Source organism: Roseateles paludis (assembly GCF_039872745.1).
Taxonomy (GTDB): Bacteria; Pseudomonadota; Gammaproteobacteria; order Burkholderiales; family Burkholderiaceae_C; genus Pelomonas; species Pelomonas paludis.
On sequence record NZ_JBDPZD010000004.1, the window covers coordinates 24,720 to 41,226 of the forward strand.

At 67.9% G+C, this 16,507-nt stretch carries 18 protein-coding genes; 13 read left to right on the forward strand and 5 right to left on the reverse strand.

The features are described 5' to 3' along the window. The first annotated feature begins 67 nt into the window (after positions 1-67). The 3 genes from ABDJ85_RS14025 to ABDJ85_RS14035 are packed head-to-tail and all read left to right on the forward strand — an operon-like array spanning position 68 to position 3,458. Positions 68-2,464, forward strand: coding sequence for a TonB-dependent receptor (locus tag ABDJ85_RS14025; protein WP_347705413.1), 2,397 nt, complete (start codon positions 68-70; stop codon positions 2,462-2,464). A gap of 11 nt (positions 2,465-2,475) precedes the next feature. Further along, positions 2,476-2,997 (forward strand): YcnI family copper-binding membrane protein, encoded by a 522-nt coding sequence (locus ABDJ85_RS14030; protein ID WP_347705414.1) that lies wholly within the window; start codon positions 2,476-2,478, stop codon positions 2,995-2,997. Between the two features lie 8 nt (positions 2,998-3,005). After that, positions 3,006-3,458 (forward strand): copper chaperone PCu(A)C, encoded by a 453-nt coding sequence (locus ABDJ85_RS14035; RefSeq protein ID WP_347705415.1) that lies wholly within the window; start codon positions 3,006-3,008, stop codon positions 3,456-3,458. Positions 3,459-3,473: 15 nt separating this feature from the next. On the opposite strand, the gene ABDJ85_RS14040 is transcribed toward ABDJ85_RS14035, so the two are convergent. Together ABDJ85_RS14040 and ABDJ85_RS14045 are read right to left on the reverse strand one after the other, a co-directional pair. Next, on the reverse strand, positions 3,474-4,151 hold the full coding sequence (locus ABDJ85_RS14040) for a PEP-CTERM sorting domain-containing protein (protein ID WP_347705416.1): 678 nt from the start codon (positions 4,149-4,151) through the stop codon (positions 3,474-3,476). Between the two features lie 294 nt (positions 4,152-4,445). Continuing rightward, a complete protein-coding gene (locus ABDJ85_RS14045; protein WP_347705417.1) occupies positions 4,446-5,675 on the reverse strand; it encodes a class I SAM-dependent methyltransferase in 1,230 nt (409 codons plus the stop codon). 92 nt (positions 5,676-5,767) lie between these two features. On the opposite strand from ABDJ85_RS14045, the gene ABDJ85_RS14050 reads away from it, so the two are divergent. Both ABDJ85_RS14050 and miaB read left to right on the forward strand, forming a co-directional pair. Beyond that, positions 5,768-6,157, forward strand: coding sequence for a hypothetical protein (locus ABDJ85_RS14050; protein ID WP_347705418.1), 390 nt, complete (start codon positions 5,768-5,770; stop codon positions 6,155-6,157). Beyond that, the gene (gene miaB / locus ABDJ85_RS14055) at positions 6,154-7,503 is read left to right on the forward strand and encodes a tRNA (N6-isopentenyl adenosine(37)-C2)-methylthiotransferase MiaB (RefSeq protein ID WP_347705419.1); all 1,350 of its coding nucleotides are present in this window, start codon (positions 6,154-6,156) and stop codon (positions 7,501-7,503) included. The genes ABDJ85_RS14050 and miaB overlap by 4 nt, the downstream gene beginning before the upstream one ends. Before the next feature lie 4 nt (positions 7,504-7,507). Here miaB and ABDJ85_RS14060 read toward each other — a convergent pair whose 3' ends face one another. After that, entirely contained in the window at positions 7,508-7,771 is a 264-nt protein-coding gene (locus ABDJ85_RS14060) for a hypothetical protein (protein ID WP_347705420.1), read from the reverse strand. 53 nt (positions 7,772-7,824) lie between these two features. Between ABDJ85_RS14060 and hemA the strand changes: the two genes are divergently transcribed. The 7 genes from hemA to ABDJ85_RS14095 all read left to right on the forward strand — a co-directional run bounded on the left by hemA (position 7,825) and on the right by ABDJ85_RS14095 (position 13,415). Then, on the forward strand, positions 7,825-9,084 hold the full coding sequence (gene hemA, locus ABDJ85_RS14065; RefSeq protein WP_347705421.1) for a glutamyl-tRNA reductase: 1,260 nt from the start codon (positions 7,825-7,827) through the stop codon (positions 9,082-9,084). A 90-nt stretch (positions 9,085-9,174) separates the two neighbouring features. After that, entirely contained in the window at positions 9,175-10,260 is a 1,086-nt protein-coding gene (gene prfA, locus ABDJ85_RS14070) for a peptide chain release factor 1 (RefSeq protein ID WP_347705422.1), read from the forward strand. Next, positions 10,257-11,069, forward strand: a complete 813-nt coding sequence (gene prmC / locus ABDJ85_RS14075; protein WP_347705423.1) for a peptide chain release factor N(5)-glutamine methyltransferase — start codon at positions 10,257-10,259, stop codon at positions 11,067-11,069. Before prfA ends, prmC begins: the two co-directional genes overlap by 4 nt. A 172-nt stretch (positions 11,070-11,241) precedes the next feature. Continuing rightward, positions 11,242-11,790 carry a hypothetical protein gene (locus ABDJ85_RS14080; RefSeq protein ID WP_347705424.1) on the forward strand — a complete coding sequence of 183 codons (549 nt, stop codon included), beginning with the start codon at positions 11,242-11,244 and terminating at the stop codon, positions 11,788-11,790. 57 nt (positions 11,791-11,847) lie between these two features. Next, complete coding sequence (gene grxD, locus ABDJ85_RS14085; protein WP_347705425.1) at positions 11,848-12,168, forward strand: Grx4 family monothiol glutaredoxin; 321 nt, start codon at positions 11,848-11,850, stop codon at positions 12,166-12,168. Then, positions 12,165-12,728 carry a UbiX family flavin prenyltransferase gene (locus ABDJ85_RS14090; protein ID WP_347705426.1) on the forward strand — a complete coding sequence of 188 codons (564 nt, stop codon included), beginning with the start codon at positions 12,165-12,167 and terminating at the stop codon, positions 12,726-12,728. The genes grxD and ABDJ85_RS14090 overlap by 4 nt, the downstream gene beginning before the upstream one ends. A gap of 99 nt (positions 12,729-12,827) precedes the next feature. Further along, positions 12,828-13,415, forward strand: a complete 588-nt coding sequence (locus ABDJ85_RS14095; protein WP_347705427.1) for a hypothetical protein — start codon at positions 12,828-12,830, stop codon at positions 13,413-13,415. Positions 13,416-13,452: 37 nt separating this feature from the next. Here ABDJ85_RS14095 and ABDJ85_RS14100 read toward each other — a convergent pair whose 3' ends face one another. Beyond that, on the reverse strand, positions 13,453-14,052 hold the full coding sequence (locus ABDJ85_RS14100; RefSeq protein ID WP_347705428.1) for a lytic transglycosylase domain-containing protein: 600 nt from the start codon (positions 14,050-14,052) through the stop codon (positions 13,453-13,455). Continuing rightward, complete coding sequence (locus ABDJ85_RS14105) at positions 14,049-15,791, reverse strand: proline--tRNA ligase (RefSeq protein WP_347705429.1); 1,743 nt, start codon at positions 15,789-15,791, stop codon at positions 14,049-14,051. The genes ABDJ85_RS14100 and ABDJ85_RS14105 overlap by 4 nt, the downstream gene beginning before the upstream one ends. A 128-nt stretch (positions 15,792-15,919) precedes the next feature. Here ABDJ85_RS14105 and ABDJ85_RS14110 point away from each other — a divergent pair, with 128 nt between their 5' ends. Continuing rightward, a complete protein-coding gene (locus ABDJ85_RS14110; RefSeq protein WP_347705430.1) occupies positions 15,920-16,498 on the forward strand; it encodes an RNA pyrophosphohydrolase in 579 nt (192 codons plus the stop codon). Positions 16,499-16,507: the final 9 nt, after the last annotated feature.

Consider the following 16,507-nt stretch of genomic DNA (forward strand, 5'->3'; position numbering starts at 1 on the left):
GAAACGCCCACCCGCAATCCGGGTGGACCTGGTGGCCTACGCGCCGCCGTTTCCGTGTTGAGTGTCCATGTTTCCTTCTCGTTTTGCCCACGGCGCCATCGTGCGCGCCTGCCTGCTGCTTGGCAGCGTCCCCTTGTTCAATCCCGCCGCCCTGGCTTGCGATGACTGCGACCCTGAGTTGCACGCCTCCGCAGCGTCAGACGCAAGCGCCAGCACGCCGCAACGCCTTGCGCCCGTGCAAGTCGATGGCCTTGCGCCAAGCTCCCTGCCGGCCACCCTGCCCACCACGCACGAGAGTCTGACCCGCGCCGAGATGGAGCGCAGCATCAATGCGACGGACTCGGAGGACGCGCTCAAGTACTTCCCTAGCCTGTTGGTGCGCAAGCGCTACATCGGCGACTACAACCACGCCATCCTCTCCAGCCGCGCCTCGGGCACCGGCAACAGCGCCCGCTCGGCCGTGTATGCCGACGGCATCCTGCTGTCCAACTACCTGGGCAATGGCGTGGGCGGGCTGTCCTTCCCGCCGCGCTGGGGCATGGTCACGCCCGAAGAGATCGAGCGCGTGGACGTCATCTACGGCCCCTTCTCGGCCGCCTACCCCGGCAACGCCGTGGGCGCGGTGGTGGACTATGTGACGCGCATGCCCACCAAGTTCGAAGCGCACGCCAAGCTCAGCCTCACCACCCAGCCCTTCGAGCTCTACAACACCCGCGCCACGTACCGCGCCTGGCAAGCCAGTGCCGCCGTCGGCAGCCGCGAGGGCGCCTTCAGCTGGTGGCTGGGCGTCAACCGCACGGACAGCGACGGCCAGCCACTGACCTTCGCCACGCGCCTGGTCTCGTCCGGCACTGCGGTGACCACGGGCACGCCCGTCACCGGCGCCGTGCTGGGCCTGAACAACGCCAACCAGCCCTGGTACCTGATCGGTGCGGCCACCCAGTACCGCACCCAGCAAGACCACATCAAGCTCAAGCTGGCCTACGACCTCAGCCCGCAGCTGCGCGCGACCTATCTCTTCGGCACCTGGCTCAATGCGGCGGACGGCAACTCGCAGTCCTACCTGACCGGCGCCAGCGGCCAAGCTGTGACCAGTGGCGCCATCGTCATCGACGGCAAGCAATACGCCGCCCTCACCGGCGCCGATTTCTCGCTGACCCGCGAGAAGCTGCGCCACGCCATGCATGGCCTCACCCTCAAGAGCCGCACTGGCGGCGAGTGGGACTGGGAGCTGGCGGCCAGCCTCTACGACTACGCTCGCGACGACAAGCGCCAGAACGCCGCCAACAACCCGCAGCCAGGTGCCTGGACGGGCGGTGCCGGCACCCTGGCCGACGGCAGTGGCACGGGCTGGAACACCCTGTCGGCGCGGACCATCTGGCGCCCTGCAGGCGCCCGCCATGTGGTGGACCTGGGCCTGCAGCAGGACAGCTACGCCCTGCGCTACCGGACCTCCAACATCACCGGCAACTACCTCGTCGATGACCCTGGCAGCCTGGCCAGCAACGTGCAAGGCCACACGCGCACGCAAGCCGCCTTTGTGCAGGACGCCTGGGGCCTCAGTGAAGACTGGAAGCTGGTGCTGGGCCTGCGCGCCGAGCACTGGCGTGCCTCCGAGGGCCGCACCGAGTTCTCGGCCAGCAGCCGGATCGACCACGCCGCCCGCACAGAGAACTACCTGTCGCCCAAGGCAGCGCTCTCCTGGCAGGCCAGCAACGAGACCCTGCTCAAAGCCTCGGTCGGCCGGGCCGTGCGCCTGCCCACCGTGGCCGAGCTCTATGGCGCCACGTCCACCACCAACTCCCAGTACATCAACGACCCCGGCCTCAAGCCCGAGAAGTCCTGGACCGCCGAGTGGAGCGCCGAGCAAGTTTGGGGCGACGCCAACAACCCGCTGCAAAGCCGCATCACCCTGTTCGCCGAAAGCACGCGCGACGCCATCTACTCGCAGACCCTGTTCGACGCTGCCGCCAACCGCAACATCAGCCGCGTGCAGAACGTGGATCGCATCGGCACCACCGGCATCGAGACCAGCGTGGGCGCCAATGACTTCGGCTTGAAAGGCCTCGACGTCTCGGCCAGCGTCACCTATGCCGACTCCAAGATCAAGCGCAATGCCGGCTTCGTCGCCGCCGCCGGCGACACCGTCGGCAAATGGCAGCCCAATGTCGCGCGCTGGCGCGGCACCCTGCAGGCCAGCTACCGCTTCAATGCCGCCTGGACGGCCAGCCTCGCCGCGCGCTACAGCGGCCGCCAGTTCCGCACGCTCAACAATGCCGACGTGAATGGCTATGCCTACCAGGGTGTGAGCGCCTTCAAGACGCTCGATGCGCGCATGCTCTGGCGCATCGACCCGCGCTGGACGGCCGCCCTCGGCGTCGACAACCTCAACAACAACCGCTACTGGAACTTCCACCCCTACCCCCAGCGCAGCGTCAGCGCCGAGCTCAAGGTCGACCTTTGAAAGCCCCCACGATGAAACTCCTCGCCCTCCCCCTGCTGCTGGCAGCCCTTGGCGCCCAGGCCCACGTCGTGCTCGACGCCCCCGAGGCCGAGGCCGGCAAGTCCTTCCGCGCCGCGCTGCGCGTGAGCCACGGCTGCGACGGCGCGCCCACCCGGCAAGTCATCGTCACCGTCCCCGAGGGCCTGCGCGGCGCCAAGCCCCAGCCCAAGCCGGGCTGGACCCTGCAGGTCACCAAGGCGCCGCTCAAAGCGCCCTACGAGTCCCACGGCAAGCCCGTCCTTGAAGATACCGTCGAAGTCCGCTGGACCGCCAACACCGAGGCCGACCAGCTGCAAGACGCCTGGTTCGACGAGTTCGTCCTGCGCGCCACGGCACCAGCTCAGGCTGGCGTCTACTGGTTCAAGGTCCGGCAGCTCTGCACACAGGGGGAGTGGAACTGGGCCGAGATCCCCAGCAGCGAATCCCCTGCGCCGCGCGCGCCGGCTGTCAAACTCACCATCAAACCCGGCGCCCCAGCGGCGCACGTGCACTGAGAGCGCCCATGAAGACCTTGCTTAGCTTCCTCACCTTGGCCGCATTGACCGGTCTTGCCGGCAACGCCGCCCTGGCCCAAACCACCGCCACCGACCCCTGGGTCCGCGCCGCCGTGCCCGGGCAGAAGGCCACCGGCATGTTTGTCCAGTTGCAGTCCAAGACGGCGACGCGCCTGGTCAGCGTCAGCACACCCATTGCCGGCGTGGCCGAGATCCACGAGATGAGCATGGACGGCGGTGTGATGCGCATGCGCGCCATGCCCGGCCTTGACCTGCCGGCGGGCCAGCCCGTGGCCCTGAAGCCCGGCGGCTTTCACCTGATGTTCATGGACCTCAAGCAGCCGCTCAAGGCCGGTGACACCGTGCCCGTGACCCTCACCCTGGAGAACGCCGCCAAGCAGCGCGAGACCTTGGAGCTGAAGGTGCCGGTGCGGCAACTGCAAGCACCGATGCAGCACTGAGGCGGCCGGCACCTTTCAGCGCGGCTGCACGCGGCGCCGCGACCAGGCCAGCAGACCGACAAGCCCGCCGCCCATCAAGGCCAGGCTCGCGGACTCAGGCACGGCGCCGGCCATCAGCGCGGTGTTGGCCGTCGTCTCATAGGCATAGTCCACCAAGGTGCCGGCGCCAGCGGCGGGCACGCTGACGCGAAACCAGCCGTAGTGCAGGGTGTCGTCGTCGCTGTCCCACATCAATGCACCTTCGTTGCGGAAGCGAAAGCCAACCAGCAGCTCGGTCTGGTCTGCAGGGATCAGCGTGTTCTGTGCCACGGTGAAGGTGCTGCCAGGCCCTACCCACACGCCGGGCAACTGGTTCAACGACCCTGCCGGATCGACCACAAAGCCCCGGGCCTCCTCGCGCACGATTTTCGGCTGCCCGCTCAAGCCGGACGACAAGGCGATCCAGCCCGGATCCTTGTAGACGTTGAAGTCGAAGCCGAAGGCAGGATCCCACGGTGCTGGAAAACCGTGCGGGCCGCTGTAGAGCTCGTCCCGAACCACGTTCACATAGAGCCCGATGGGCGTGTCCGGGATGGGCGCGTTGAGCACGCCGCTGTAGTGAACCTCGGCCTGCGCGGCCGGGCTGACGCAGGCCATGGCCGCCAACATGGCGCAGCCTGCCAGCAGGCGAGATGGGTGTGAGTGTGTGGGCATGCAGTCCTCCGGAGGGTGGTGACCAGGACCCCTTGGCCCAGCCATGCCCACACCAACGGAGAGAACAACCACACCCGGACATCACCCCCCCGAACCGTGGTGCGCACCAAGCGCCAAAAAGCCTCCCACCGCCCCGCCTCATCGGGCCAATGGCCCTGGCAGGGTCGCGGCAACATGCGTCTCGCTCCTTCCCACATCTCCACGCCACACGCTCAGGTTCATCACCTCCGCGACGGGTGTCCAGGTGGCTGGCGCCGGGTCTGCGTTGCGACGGCAACGCAGACCCTCTTTCCTTCAGGCCGCTAGCAGCTGCTCCAAGCGCTGCTCCCGCAGCCCATAAAAGCGCTTGATTTCGGCGATCTGGGCCAGCAACTCGTCGCGGCGCGCGGCCAGGGCGGCAGCGGCCGGGCCGTGGGCTTTGACGGCCAGGATCATCTTGTTCTTGCTGGTGTGCTCCAGCGCAATGAACTCGAACACCTGGGTGGTGTAGCCCTGGGCCTCCAGCAGCAGCGCACGCAGCGAGTCGGTCACCATCTCGGCCTCTTGCCCGAGGTGGATGCCGTGCTTGAGCATGGGCCTCAAGGCACTGGGCAGTTGCATCTGCGGGCGCAGCTCCTTGTGGCAGCAGGGTGAGCTGAGCAGGATCTGGGCGCCGGCCTGGATGCCAAGGTGCAGCGCATGGTCGGTCGCGATGTCGCAGGCGTGCAGGGCCACCATCACGTCGAGCTGGCTGGCCGCGACCGAGCGCAGGTCGCCCTCGTCAAAGCGCAGGCCCTGCAGGGCGTTGTCGGCCACCACGGCATTGCACAGCTCGACCATGTCGCGCCGCAGCTCCAGGCCCGTCACGCGCGGCTGCAAGCCTTGGCGTTGCAGCCAGTCGTGCAGGGCAAAGGTCAGGTAGCCCTTGCCGGAGCCAAAGTCGGCCACGCGCACCGGTTGGGTGGTGCCAGCGAGTGCCGAGTCGGCCACCGCTGCCGAGAAGATCTCGACGAAGCGGTTGATCTGCTTCCACTTGCGCGCCATGGCAGGCACCAGGGCGGGCTCGCCCTTGACGAGGTGAGTGAGCCCCAGGCCCGCCCACACGGGGTTCTTCAGGTCCAGTGGGCGCTGCTTGGCTTTGTCGTGGCTGGCGGCTTCGGGTTCGGCCACGGTGCGGCTGCTGCGCAAGCTCGCACGGCCTTTGCGGCTGAGGGCGAACTGCAGCTCCTCGGTGTCGGTGTGCAGGTGGGCATTGCGAAAGCCACTGCCCAGCAGCTCGGCCAGTTGCTGCAGGCTCTCTTCCAGCCCCAGGTTCTTGGTGACGTCACGCGTCTGGTAGCGCCACAGCCAGGAGAGCAGCGGCTGCCCTTTGAGCTCGATGCGCCGCACCGTCACGCGCTCCAGGCCCTCCTCATCACCGCAAGGGCTGGCCAGCAGTAGCTTGACGAAACGCCCAGCCGCAAGGGCCGTGCGCGTGCGCTGCACAAAGCGCTCGGCGGGTTCGGCCTCAACGGCAGGCGGCGGGGTCACGAGATGGGAAAACATGGGCCTGATTGTCGGGCTCCTAAAATCCCGGCTTTCGCACCGCTGCGGCTGCCTGCCGCGCGGATCCCCTCCACAGCCTCTGGACAAATACCATGACCCGCTGTGTCTTCACAGCCGCCGCTGCGGCTGTCGTCCTGGTGGCCGCCGCGCCCGCCCAAGCCCAAACCCACCGCCCATTCCCGGCCTACGCCCTGCGTGGCGAGCTTGTTGTGGTGCAGACGCCCGACGTGCTGCTCAACGACCAGCCCGCGCGCCTGGCGCCTGGCGCCCGCATCAAAGGGGATACCAACCTGCTGCTGCAGCCCGCCAGCCTCATCGGCCAGAAGCTCACCGTGCACTACACGGTGGAGCGCGGCGGTTTGATCATGGACGTCTGGGTGCTCAACCCCGCCGAGCTGGCCAACAAGGTCTGGCCGCGCACGCCGCAGGAGGCCGCCACCTGGCAGTTCTCGCCGGCTGACCAGCTTTGGTTCAAGCCATGAGCGAGTCGAGCATGAAGAAGGTCTACATCAAGACCTACGGCTGCCAGATGAACGAGTACGACTCGAACAAGATGGCCGACGTGCTGGGCGCCGCCCAGGGCTTCGAGAAGACCGACGACCCCGAGAGCGCCGACCTCATCCTCTTCAACACCTGCTCGGTGCGCGAGAAGGCGCAGGAGAAGGTGTTCAGCGACCTGGGCCGCGTCAAGCACCTCAAGGAGCGCGGCGTGATGATCGGCGTGGGTGGCTGTGTGGCCAGCCAGGAGGGCGCGGCCATCGTCGAGCGCGCGCCCTATGTGGACGTGGTCTTCGGCCCGCAGACCCTGCACCGCCTGCCGCAAATGCTGGCGGCGCGTCGTGACCAGCGCCGCCCGCAGGTGGACATCTCCTTCCCCGAGATCGAGAAGTTCGACCACCTGCCGCCCGCCAAGGTGGAAGGCGCCTCGGCCTTTGTCTCCATCATGGAAGGCTGCTCCAAGTACTGCAGCTACTGCGTCGTGCCCTACACACGCGGCGAAGAGGTCTCGCGCCCCTTCGACGACGTGCTGACCGAGATCGCCGGCCTGGCCGACCAGGGGGTGATGGAGATCAACCTGCTGGGCCAGAACGTCAATGCCTACCGAGGCAAGATGGGCGACACGAGTGAGATGGCCGACCTGGCCCTGCTGCTGGAGTACGCGGCCGAGATCCCCGGCATTCGCCGCCTGCGCTTCACCACCAGCCACCCCAACGAGTTCAGCCCTCGCCTCATCGAGGCCTACGGCAAGATCCCCCAGCTGGTGAACCACCTGCACCTGCCCGTGCAGCACGGCAGCGACCGCATCCTGATGGCCATGAAGCGCGGCTACACGGCGCTGGAGTTCAAGAGCATCGTGCGCAAGCTGCGGGCCATCCGCCCCGACCTGCGCCTGGCCAGCGACTTCATCGTCGGCTTCCCCGGCGAGACCGAGGAAGACCACGCCAAGCTCATGAAGCTGGTCGACGACATCGGCTTTGACCAGAGCTTCAGCTTCATCTTCAGCCCCCGCCCCGGCACGCCGGCTGCGGCGCTGGAAGACACCACGCCCTACGAGACCAAGGTCCGCCGTCTGCAGGAGCTGCAAGCCGCCGTCGAGGCGCACTCGGTGTCCATCAGCGAGAAGATGGTCGGCAGCGTGGAGCAAGTGCTCGTCACCGGCACCTCCAAGAAGGACCCGAACGAGCTGACAGGCCGCACCGAGTGCAACCGCATCGTCAACTTCAAGGGCCACCCCCGGCTCATCCACCAGATGGTGCCCATGGAGATCACCATCGCCTATGCGCACTCGCTGCGCGGCGAGGTGGTGACGACAGAAACGGTGGCCTGAGGCGCTACCGCCGGGTCAGCCACCACTGCGGCAGGCTGACCCCGGTGAGCAGCAGCGCATAGCCGGCCATCTTGCCGTCTCGGCCCAGCAGCACGAGGGCCAGGCCAATGGCCAGCATGCCGCCCAAGCCGCCCCAGACGACCATCTTGCGCAGGTCCATGCGCTGGCCGCGCCAGACCAGGCGCATCAGCAAGGCCAGCAGCACCGACACACCCCAAGCCGGCGCCAGCAAATTGGTCACATGCCAGAAGGCATCAAACGCGCTCATTGATCCAGGGCAAGGGTGTCCGAAGGGGCCCGAATCCTACAATCCATACTGACATGTCAGTCTTTGCCCTCGGCCTGAACCACCAGTCGGCCCCGCTTGATCTGCGGGGCCGGTTTGCGTTCACGCTGGAGCAACTGGCGCCCTCGCTAGCCGGCCTGCGCGACAAGCTGGCCGGCACGCCAGAGGCTGCCATCCTCTCCACCTGCAACCGCACCGAGGTCTATGTGGCTGCGCCACAAGCCCAGGTGCAGCCCGCGCTGGACTGGCTCGCCAGCCATGGCGGCATCGGCCGCGATGCGCTCAGCCCGCACGCCTACATCCTGCAGGGCAGCGCCGCCGCGCGGCACGCCTTCCGGGTGGCCAGCGGGCTTGATTCGATGGTGCTGGGCGAGCCGCAGATCCTCGGCCAGATGAAGCAGGCCGTGCGCGAGGCCGACGCGGCCGGCGCCCTGGGCACCACGCTGCACCAGCTCTTCCAACGCAGCTTTGCCGTGGCGAAGGAGGTGCGCACCTCGACCGAGATCGGCGCCCACTCCATCAGCATGGCCGCCGCCGCCGTGCGCCTGGCCAGCCAGCTGTTTGAAGACCTGGCGCAGACGCGCGTGCTCTTCGTCGGCGCGGGCGAGATGATCGAGCTCGTCGCCACCCACTTTGCAGCGCGCACGCCGCGCCACATGGCCGTGGCCAACCGCACGCTGGAGCGCGGCGAGAAGCTGGCCGCGCACTTCGGCGCCGAGGCCATGCGCCTGACCGACCTGACCGAGCGCCTGCACGAGTTCGACATCGTCGTCTCCTGCACCGCGTCCAGCCTGCCCTTGATCGGCAAGGGCGCCGTGGAGCGCGCGCTCAAGCGCCGCAAGCACCGCCCGGTCTTCATGGTCGACCTGGCCGTGCCGCGCGACATCGAGCCCGAGGTCGCCGCCCTGTCCGACGTCTACCTCTACACCGTGGACGAGCTCGCCACCCAGGTGCAGACCGCCGGCGAAAAGCGCCAGGCCGCCGTGGCCCAGGCCGAGGCCATCGTCGAGACCGGCGTGCAGAGCTTCATGCACTGGCTGGACCAGCGCCACACGGTGCCCCTGATCCAGGCCCTGCACGCCCAGGCCGACGACTGGCGCGCCCACGAACTCGCCCGCGCCCGCAAGCTGCTGGCCAAGGGCGCCGACGTGGAAGAAGTGATGGACGCCCTCTCCCGCGGCCTCACGCAAAAGCTGCTGCACGGCACCCTGGCCGAGCTCGGCAGCGCCGATGGCGAACAGCGCCTGCACCTGGCCCAAACCGTGTCGCGCCTCTTCCTGCGCGGCAAGCATTAGCTGCACTGTCAGACGCTCCCCGGCGCCCGCAACCCTGCGCCCGCGCCTCAGATCCTCCGACACCCGCACCGCCCCGATGGGCACACCCCGATGAAAGACTCCCTGCGTCAGCAGTTCGAGCGCCTGGCCATGCGGCTGGCCGAACTGGACACCCTCCTCGCCGACGGCAGCATTGCCTCCGACATGAAGCGCTACCGCGCGCTGACCAAGGAGCAGTCCGAAGCGAGCAGCCTGGTGGGCGACTACCGCCGCTACCTGCAGGTGGAGGCCGACGTGGCCGCCGCGCGCGAGATGCTCTCGGACCCTGACATGGCCGAGATGGCGCGCGAGGAAATCACCTCCGGCGAGGCCGAACTGGAGCGCCTGGCGCAATCGCTGCAACTCGCCCTCATCCCCAAGGACCCCGACGACGAGCGCAACGCCTTCCTGGAAATCCGCGCCGGCACCGGCGGCGATGAAAGCGCGCTCTTCGCGGCGGACCTCGCCCGCATGTACCTGCGCTATGCCGAACGCCAGGGCTGGAAGAGCGAGGTGCTGTCGAGCAATGAATCCGATCTCGGCGGCTACAAGGAGCTGGTGGTGCGCATTGAGGGTGATGGGGTCTACGGCCGGCTCAAGTTCGAGTCCGGCGGCCACCGCGTGCAACGCGTGCCCGCGACCGAGGCGCAAGGCCGCATCCACACCAGTGCCTGCACGGTGGCCGTGATGCCCGAGCCCGACGAGGCCGAGGCCATCACGCTCAACCCCGCCGACTTGCGCATCGACACCTTCCGCGCCAGCGGCGCCGGCGGCCAGCACATCAACAAGACCGACTCCGCCGTGCGCGTCGTCCACCTGCCCACTGGCATCGTGGCCGAGTGCCAGGACGGCCGCAGCCAGCACAGCAACAAGGCCAAGGCGCTGCAGGTGCTGCAGGCGCGCATCCAGGAAAAGGAGCGCAGTGAGCGCGCCGCCAAGGAGGCCGCCACCCGCAAGGGCCTGATCGGCAGCGGCGACCGCAGCGACCGCATCCGCACCTACAACTTCCCCCAGGGCCGGCTGACGGACCACCGCATCAACCTCACCCTCTACAAGCTCGGCCAGATCATGGACGGCGACCTCGACGACATCGCCGCCGGCCTGCAAGCCGCCCAGGCGGCCGAGCAGCTCGCCCAGCTCGAAGAAGGCCGTACGTGACGAGCCCCGTCGCCAGCATCGACGAGCTGCTGGCCCAAGCCCGGCGTCTGGGCGTCGAGCGCCAGGACGCCCTGGCCTGGCTGGCCCACGCCTGCGGCCGCGACCGGGCCTGGTTGTTTGCCCACGGCGACGAGCCCGCCCCGCCCCACGCGCACGCCGGCCTGGAGCGCCTGGCCGCCGGCGAGCCCCTGGCCCACCTGACCGGCTGGCAGCCCTTCCACGGCCTGGTGCTGGCCGTGACGCCCGACGTACTCATCCCCCGGCCCGATACCGAGGCACTGGTGGACTGGGCCCTGGAGCTGGCCCCAGCGGGCGGGCGCGTTGCTGACCTCGGCACCGGCTCCGGCGCCATCGCCCTGGCCTTGAAGGCCGCCCGGCCCGACCTGGCCGTGACGGCCACCGACCTCAGCCCCGCCGCCCTGGCCGTGGCCCGCGCCAACGGCGTGCGCCTGGGCCTCACCGTGGATTGGCGCCTGGGCTCCTGGCTCGCGCCCTTGGGCGGCGAGCGCTTCGACCTCATCGTCAGCAACCCGCCCTACATCGCCGGCCACGACCCCCACCTCGCCGCGCTGACGCACGAACCCCTGGGCGCCCTCACCCCCGGTGGCGACGGCCTGGCCGACCTGGCACACCTGGCCGCCACGTCCCCGATGCACCTACGCCCGGGTGGCTGGCTGCTGCTGGAACACGGCTGGGACCAGGCCCAAGCCGTGCAGCACCTGCTGACGCAAGCCGGCTTTGCCGACGTCAGCAGCCAGCCGGACCGCGCCGGCCGGCCCCGCTGCACCGGCGGGCGCTGGCAGGGTTGACGGCGCCGTCGGATCCGTACCACAGCCGCCGCCCTGCACGAACCGGGTAACCGGTTACCCGCAAATTGCTTGGCATGTACCAGCTGTTTCCCAAAGTTTCTGCCCCCCCTAGGAAGCGCTTGCAGACGTAGCATCAAGTCCCGGTGCACCGCTGCATCGGTAGGAGATGACCATGAACAGCCGCTACTGCGTCTCCGCTGCGCTCGCCGTCTCGACCCTTTGGATGGCCGCCGCGCACGCGGCCGACCGCGCTCCCGACACCCGCTGGCAGGCCCGCGTCCAGCTGTCCACGACCGAGCCGGGCCTGGCTCGCAGCTCCCAATTGCTCAGCGCCAATCTGCTGGGGGACTACTACTTCAACGGCACCCGCCTCGGAGGCCTGCGCGCCACCGGCGGCATGCTGCTGGGCCCCAACTCCCTGACCCTCACGTCGCAGGGCGCGAGCCTGGGCACGGCCAGCCGCATGACGATCGGCAACCGCCGGATCGGCCTGGGCGAAACCCAGTGGCTGGAGCCTGTCAGCACCCATACCTATCTGGGCCTGGGCTATTCGCGCCACTTCCCCAGCAGCGGCTTTTCCTTCAGCGCCGATCTGGGCCTGACCTACGGTCTGGGCACCACGATGCGGCTGGGCCAAAGCACGGCCCAGGCGCTGGAAGACGCCGCGCGCGACCTGCGCTTCAAGCCCCTGCTGCAGATCGGCCTGTCCTACAGCTACTGAGCTGCCGGCCGCAGGGGTCCGGGATAATCCCGCATCCCCTCTCTACACAGCAGCACCATGAGCGACGTTCAGCAACGCATCGACGACCTCGTCAAGTCCAACCGGGTCGTGCTCTTCATGAAGGGCACCGCCCAGTTCCCGATGTGCGGCTTCTCCGGCCGCGCCATCCAGATCCTCAAGGCCGCCGGCCTGAGCCCCGCCGACATCAAGACCTTCAACGTCCTCGAAGACGAGGCCGTGCGCCAGGGCATCAAGGACTACGCCAACTGGCCCACCATCCCCCAGCTCTACATCAACGGCGAATTCGTCGGCGGCTCGGACATCATGATGGAGATGTACGAGTCGGGTGAGTTGCAGCAAGCCCTGAACCCGGCGTGACCACACGCTTGGTCGTCGGGCTAACGGGCGCCACCGGCGCCTGCTACGCCCTGCGGCTGCTGCGCCGCGCGCGTGAGCTGGGCGTCGAGACCCACCTGATCGCCACGCCGGCCGGCATCCTCAACGCCCACCACGAGCTGGGCCTCGACCGCTCCGCGCTGGAAGCCGAGGCCAGCCACGCCTATGCCCCGGGCGACGTCGGCGCCTGTATCGCCAGCGGCAGCTTTGCCACCAGCGCGATGGTGGTGGCGCCCTGCTCGATGAAGTCGCTGGCGGCCATTGCCCACGGCCTCGGAGACAACCTCCTCACCCGTGCGGCCGACGTGACGCTCAAGGAGCGCCGCCGCCTCATCCTGATGGTGCGCGAGACGCCGCTCAACCTCGCCCACCTGCGCAATATGGTGGCCGTGACCGAGATGGGCGGCATCGTCTTCCCGCCGCTGCCGGCCTTCTATCACCACCCCAAAAACATCGACGAGCTGGTGGCCGAGACGGTGGAGCGCGTGCTGGAGCTGTCCGGCATCACGGCCGCCCAGCCCAAGATCTGGGCAGGCCTCTAAGCCACGATCAAGCAGCGGATTCCGCTTCCGCTGCGCGCTTTGGCGTTGGCCTGGCACCCGCAAGATGGCGGCTCAGTTCCGCACTGGGGATCGCCCGTGGTGAGCAGCGTCAACAGCAGCTTGATCAACTACCTGTCCGCAAAAGGCCTCGACGGCAACGTGGCAAACGCGCTCGCCTCGAAATCCTCGGGATCAACGGGCACGCTGCAAGCCCAACGGCAGCAGGCGCTGCAACGCGCCGCCGGCACCGCCAAGGGAGTGAATGCCGCTCAGGCGCTCGACACCGCGCAGAAAGCCCTGGCCAAGGACCTGCGCGCTGCGATGAGCCAGGCCGGCGTCAAGCTGACCGGGGCCATCGAGTTCACCGTGAAGTCCGACGGCAGTGTGGACATGAAGGGCAGTGACGCCGACAAGGCTGCAGTGAAAGCCTTCCTCAAGGCCGACACCAGCCAGCCCAGCTTTGCCACGCGGATTGCCACCCAGGCGCGGGACGCCATGAAGCAGTCAACAACCGTCCAGCAAAGCGCCGCCATGGCCCAGGCCGCCAAACTCTCCCGCACACCAGGCGGCGTGATGGCGCTCTACGCGTCCCTGATGCAGCAGACCAGCACCACCAGCGTGGTCTTCTCGTTCTCCGCCACCTCCAGCGCCCTTACCTACCCCGGCTCGCTCACGACGGCGGCTTGAGGCATCGGGCTCGCCAGCCCGTGGGTGTGGCAGCCTCCTAGGACTCCCCCGGCAGCAACCACTGCCGGCGCGCACCCATGACCATGCGCGGGTACTCGGGCTTGCCCCGGCTGCCGTTGTAGCGCCCTAGGGCGAGGAAGAGGTCGCCCTTCTCGATGTCGAGGTAGTGGCGCAGGATCACGCAGCCAAAGCGCAGATTGCTCTGCATGTGGAAGAGCCGGGAGGCATCGCCATCGCCGATGACGCGCGTCCAGAACGGCATCACCTGCATATAGCCACGCGCACCGACGGAGCTGATCGCGTATTTGCGAAAGCCGCTCTCGACCTGGATCAGCCCCAGCACCAGACTGGGCTCCAGCCCGGCACGCTTGGCCTCGTACCAGACGGTCTGCAGGAACTCGATGCGCAACTGCGCCTCGGACTTGCGGGACTTGAGCCGCTCGCTCATGGTCCCCAGCCACTTCAGGTAGGCCAGCCGGTCGTCGATCTTGTCGAACTGCGGCTTGGGCGGGGCGCTGGCCGCAATGGCAGCGCCCAAGGCCGAGCGCACGGCGTCGGCCAAGGGCTCCTCAAGCTGGGCGCCGGCCCGTGCCAGCAGCGGCACCGCCAGCAGGATGCAGGCAAAGGCGCGCTTCAAGCTTTGAGGCGCGCCTTGAGGTGGGCGACGACGTCGGCCAGCGCCAGCTTGGTGGCCGCTTCGTCGCGGCGGCCCTGGTACTCGACCTGGCCTTCCTTGAGCCCACGATCCGACAGCACGACGCGGTGCGGCACACCGATCAACTCCCAATCGGCAAACATCGCGCCGGGGCGCTCGCCGCGGTCGTCGAGCAGCACGTCCACGCCCAGGGCCTGAAGCTCGGCGTAGAGCGTCTCCGCCGCCGTCTTCACCTCGGCGCTGCGATCCATGCCAATCGGGCAAAGCACGACGGTGAAGGGCGCGATCGCGTCGGGCCAGATGATGCCGCGTGCGTCATGCCCCTGCTCGATGGCGGCGGCCACGGTACGCGTGACGCCAATGCCAAAGCAGCCCATCTCCATGAGCGCAGGCTTACCGTTCTCGTCGAGGAACGTGGCGTTCATCGCCTTGCTGTATTTGGTGCCAAGGTAGAACACATGCCCGACCTCGATGCCGCGCTGAATGGCGAGCACGCCCTTGCCGTCGGGGCTGAGGTCGCCGGCGACCACGTTGCGGATATCGGCCACCAGGTCAGGCTCGGGCAGGTCGCAGCCCCAGTTGACGCCGCTGAGGTGGAAGTCGGCCTCGTTGGCACCGCAGACGAAGTCGGCCATCTGGGCCACGGTGCGGTCGGCGACGATCTTGACGCCCTTCAATCCGATGGGGCCCAGGTAGCCAGGCTTGCAGCCGAAGTGCTCGACGATCTCACCAGCCGTGGCAAAGCGCCAGCCGTTCTTGAGGCCTTCGATCTTGCCGGCCTTGACCTCATTGAGGTCGTGGTCGCCGCGCACCAGCAACAGCCAGATCTGGGACTTGATGACAGCACCGCTGTCGTCGGTCTCGTCGGCGGCCAGCACCAGGGACTTGACGGTCTGCGTGAGCGGCAGACCGAGCAGGGCGGCCACGTCCTCGCAGGTACTCTTGCCGGGCGTAGGCACCTTGGCCATCGACTGCGTGGCAGACGGGCGCGCGCCTTGCGGCGCCAAGGCCTCGGCCAACTCGATATTGGCCGCGTAGTCGCTGGTGGGGCAGTAGATGATGGCGTCCTCGCCGGTGTCGGCGATGACCTGGAACTCGTGCGAGCGGTCGCCCCCGATGGCGCCGGTGTCAGCGGCCACGGCGCGGTACTGCAGGCCCATGCGGTCAAAGATGCGGCAATAGGCCTGGAACATGGCGTCGTAGCTGCGCCCTGCGCTCTCGGCGTCACGGTCGAAGGAGTAAGCGTCCTTCATCGTGAACTCGCGCCCGCGCATCACACCAAAGCGCGGCCGGCGTTCGTCGCGGAACTTGGTCTGGATGTGATAGAAATTTTTCGGCAGCTGGCGGTAGCTGCGCAGCTCCTGCCGGGCGATGTCGGTGACGACTTCTTCGCTGGTCGGCTGGATGATGAAGTCGCGGCCATGACGGTCCTTCACGCGCAGCAGCTCGGGGCCCATCTTCTCGAAACGGCCTGTCTCCTGCCACAGCTCAGCGGGCTGCACCACGGGCATCAGCAGCTCGACGGCGCCAGCGCGGTTCATCTCCTCGCGGATGATGTTCTCGACCTTGCGAATGACGCGCAGGCCCATCGGCATGTAGTTGTAGATGCCGGCGCCCAGGCGCTTGATGAAACCGGCCCGCATCATCAGCTTGTGGCTGACAACCTCGGCGTCGGCAGGGGCGTCCTTGAGCGTGGAGATGAAGAACTGGGTGGCTTTCATGGAACGGCAGAACAAACAAAAACGGCCGGGAATCGGCCGGCCAACGTGAAATCCTGGGGTCTTGCAGAGGCTGCGGAGGGCGCAACCCCAATGCAATAATCAATCCAACTAAAGATTCGAGGTTGATTATGCTCGACCGTGAAGGCTTTCGGCCCAACGTCGGCATCATCCTGCTGAACCAGCGCAATGAGGTTTTCTGGGGCAAGCGCATCCGGACCCATTCCTGGCAGTTCCCGCAAGGGGGCATCAAGCATGGTGAAACGCCCGAGCAGGCCATGTTCCGCGAGCTGCACGAAGAAGTGGGGCTGCACCCGGAGCACGTGAAGATCGTCGCGCGCACGCGCGACTGGTTGCGCTATGAGGTGCCCGAGCACTACATCCGGCGCGACGCACGCGGCCACTACAAGGGCCAAAAGCAGATCTGGTTTCTTCTGCAGCTGTTGGGCCGCGACTCAGACATGAACCTGCGCGCGACCGACCACCCTGAGTTCGACGCCTGGCGTTGGAACGAATATTGGGTGCCGCTGGAATCGGTGATCGAGTTCAAGCGCGGCGTCTATGAGATGGCACTGACGGAGCTGGCGCGCTTCCTGCCCCGCTCCAGTCACCACAACCGCTATCTGCGCGCCGGCATGCGCCCGGGGCCTCGCGGCCGCGCTGGGGGCCCGGAGCTCGCCCCGGACACGGAATCCCCGCCCGCCAGCTGAGTCAACCGT

Coding starts and splice junctions, on each gene's coding strand:
- ABDJ85_RS14025 (WP_347705413.1), top strand. CDS start 68: ATGTTTCCTTCTCGTTTTGCCCACGGCGCCATCGTGCGCGCCTGCCTG.
- ABDJ85_RS14030 (WP_347705414.1), top strand. CDS start 2,476: ATGAAACTCCTCGCCCTCCCCCTGCTGCTGGCAGCCCTTGGCGCCCAG.
- ABDJ85_RS14035 (WP_347705415.1), top strand. CDS start 3,006: ATGAAGACCTTGCTTAGCTTCCTCACCTTGGCCGCATTGACCGGTCTT.
- ABDJ85_RS14040 (WP_347705416.1), bottom strand. CDS start 4,151: ATGCCCACACACTCACACCCATCTCGCCTGCTGGCAGGCTGCGCCATG.
- ABDJ85_RS14045 (WP_347705417.1), bottom strand. CDS start 5,675: ATGTTTTCCCATCTCGTGACCCCGCCGCCTGCCGTTGAGGCCGAACCC.
- ABDJ85_RS14050 (WP_347705418.1), top strand. CDS start 5,768: ATGACCCGCTGTGTCTTCACAGCCGCCGCTGCGGCTGTCGTCCTGGTG.
- miaB (WP_347705419.1), top strand. CDS start 6,154: ATGAGCGAGTCGAGCATGAAGAAGGTCTACATCAAGACCTACGGCTGC.
- ABDJ85_RS14060 (WP_347705420.1), bottom strand. CDS start 7,771: ATGAGCGCGTTTGATGCCTTCTGGCATGTGACCAATTTGCTGGCGCCG.
- hemA (WP_347705421.1), top strand. CDS start 7,825: ATGTCAGTCTTTGCCCTCGGCCTGAACCACCAGTCGGCCCCGCTTGAT.
- prfA (WP_347705422.1), top strand. CDS start 9,175: ATGAAAGACTCCCTGCGTCAGCAGTTCGAGCGCCTGGCCATGCGGCTG.
- ABDJ85_RS14080 (WP_347705424.1), top strand. CDS start 11,242: ATGAACAGCCGCTACTGCGTCTCCGCTGCGCTCGCCGTCTCGACCCTT.
- grxD (WP_347705425.1), top strand. CDS start 11,848: ATGAGCGACGTTCAGCAACGCATCGACGACCTCGTCAAGTCCAACCGG.
- ABDJ85_RS14105 (WP_347705429.1), bottom strand. CDS start 15,791: ATGAAAGCCACCCAGTTCTTCATCTCCACGCTCAAGGACGCCCCTGCC.
- ABDJ85_RS14110 (WP_347705430.1), top strand. CDS start 15,920: ATGCTCGACCGTGAAGGCTTTCGGCCCAACGTCGGCATCATCCTGCTG.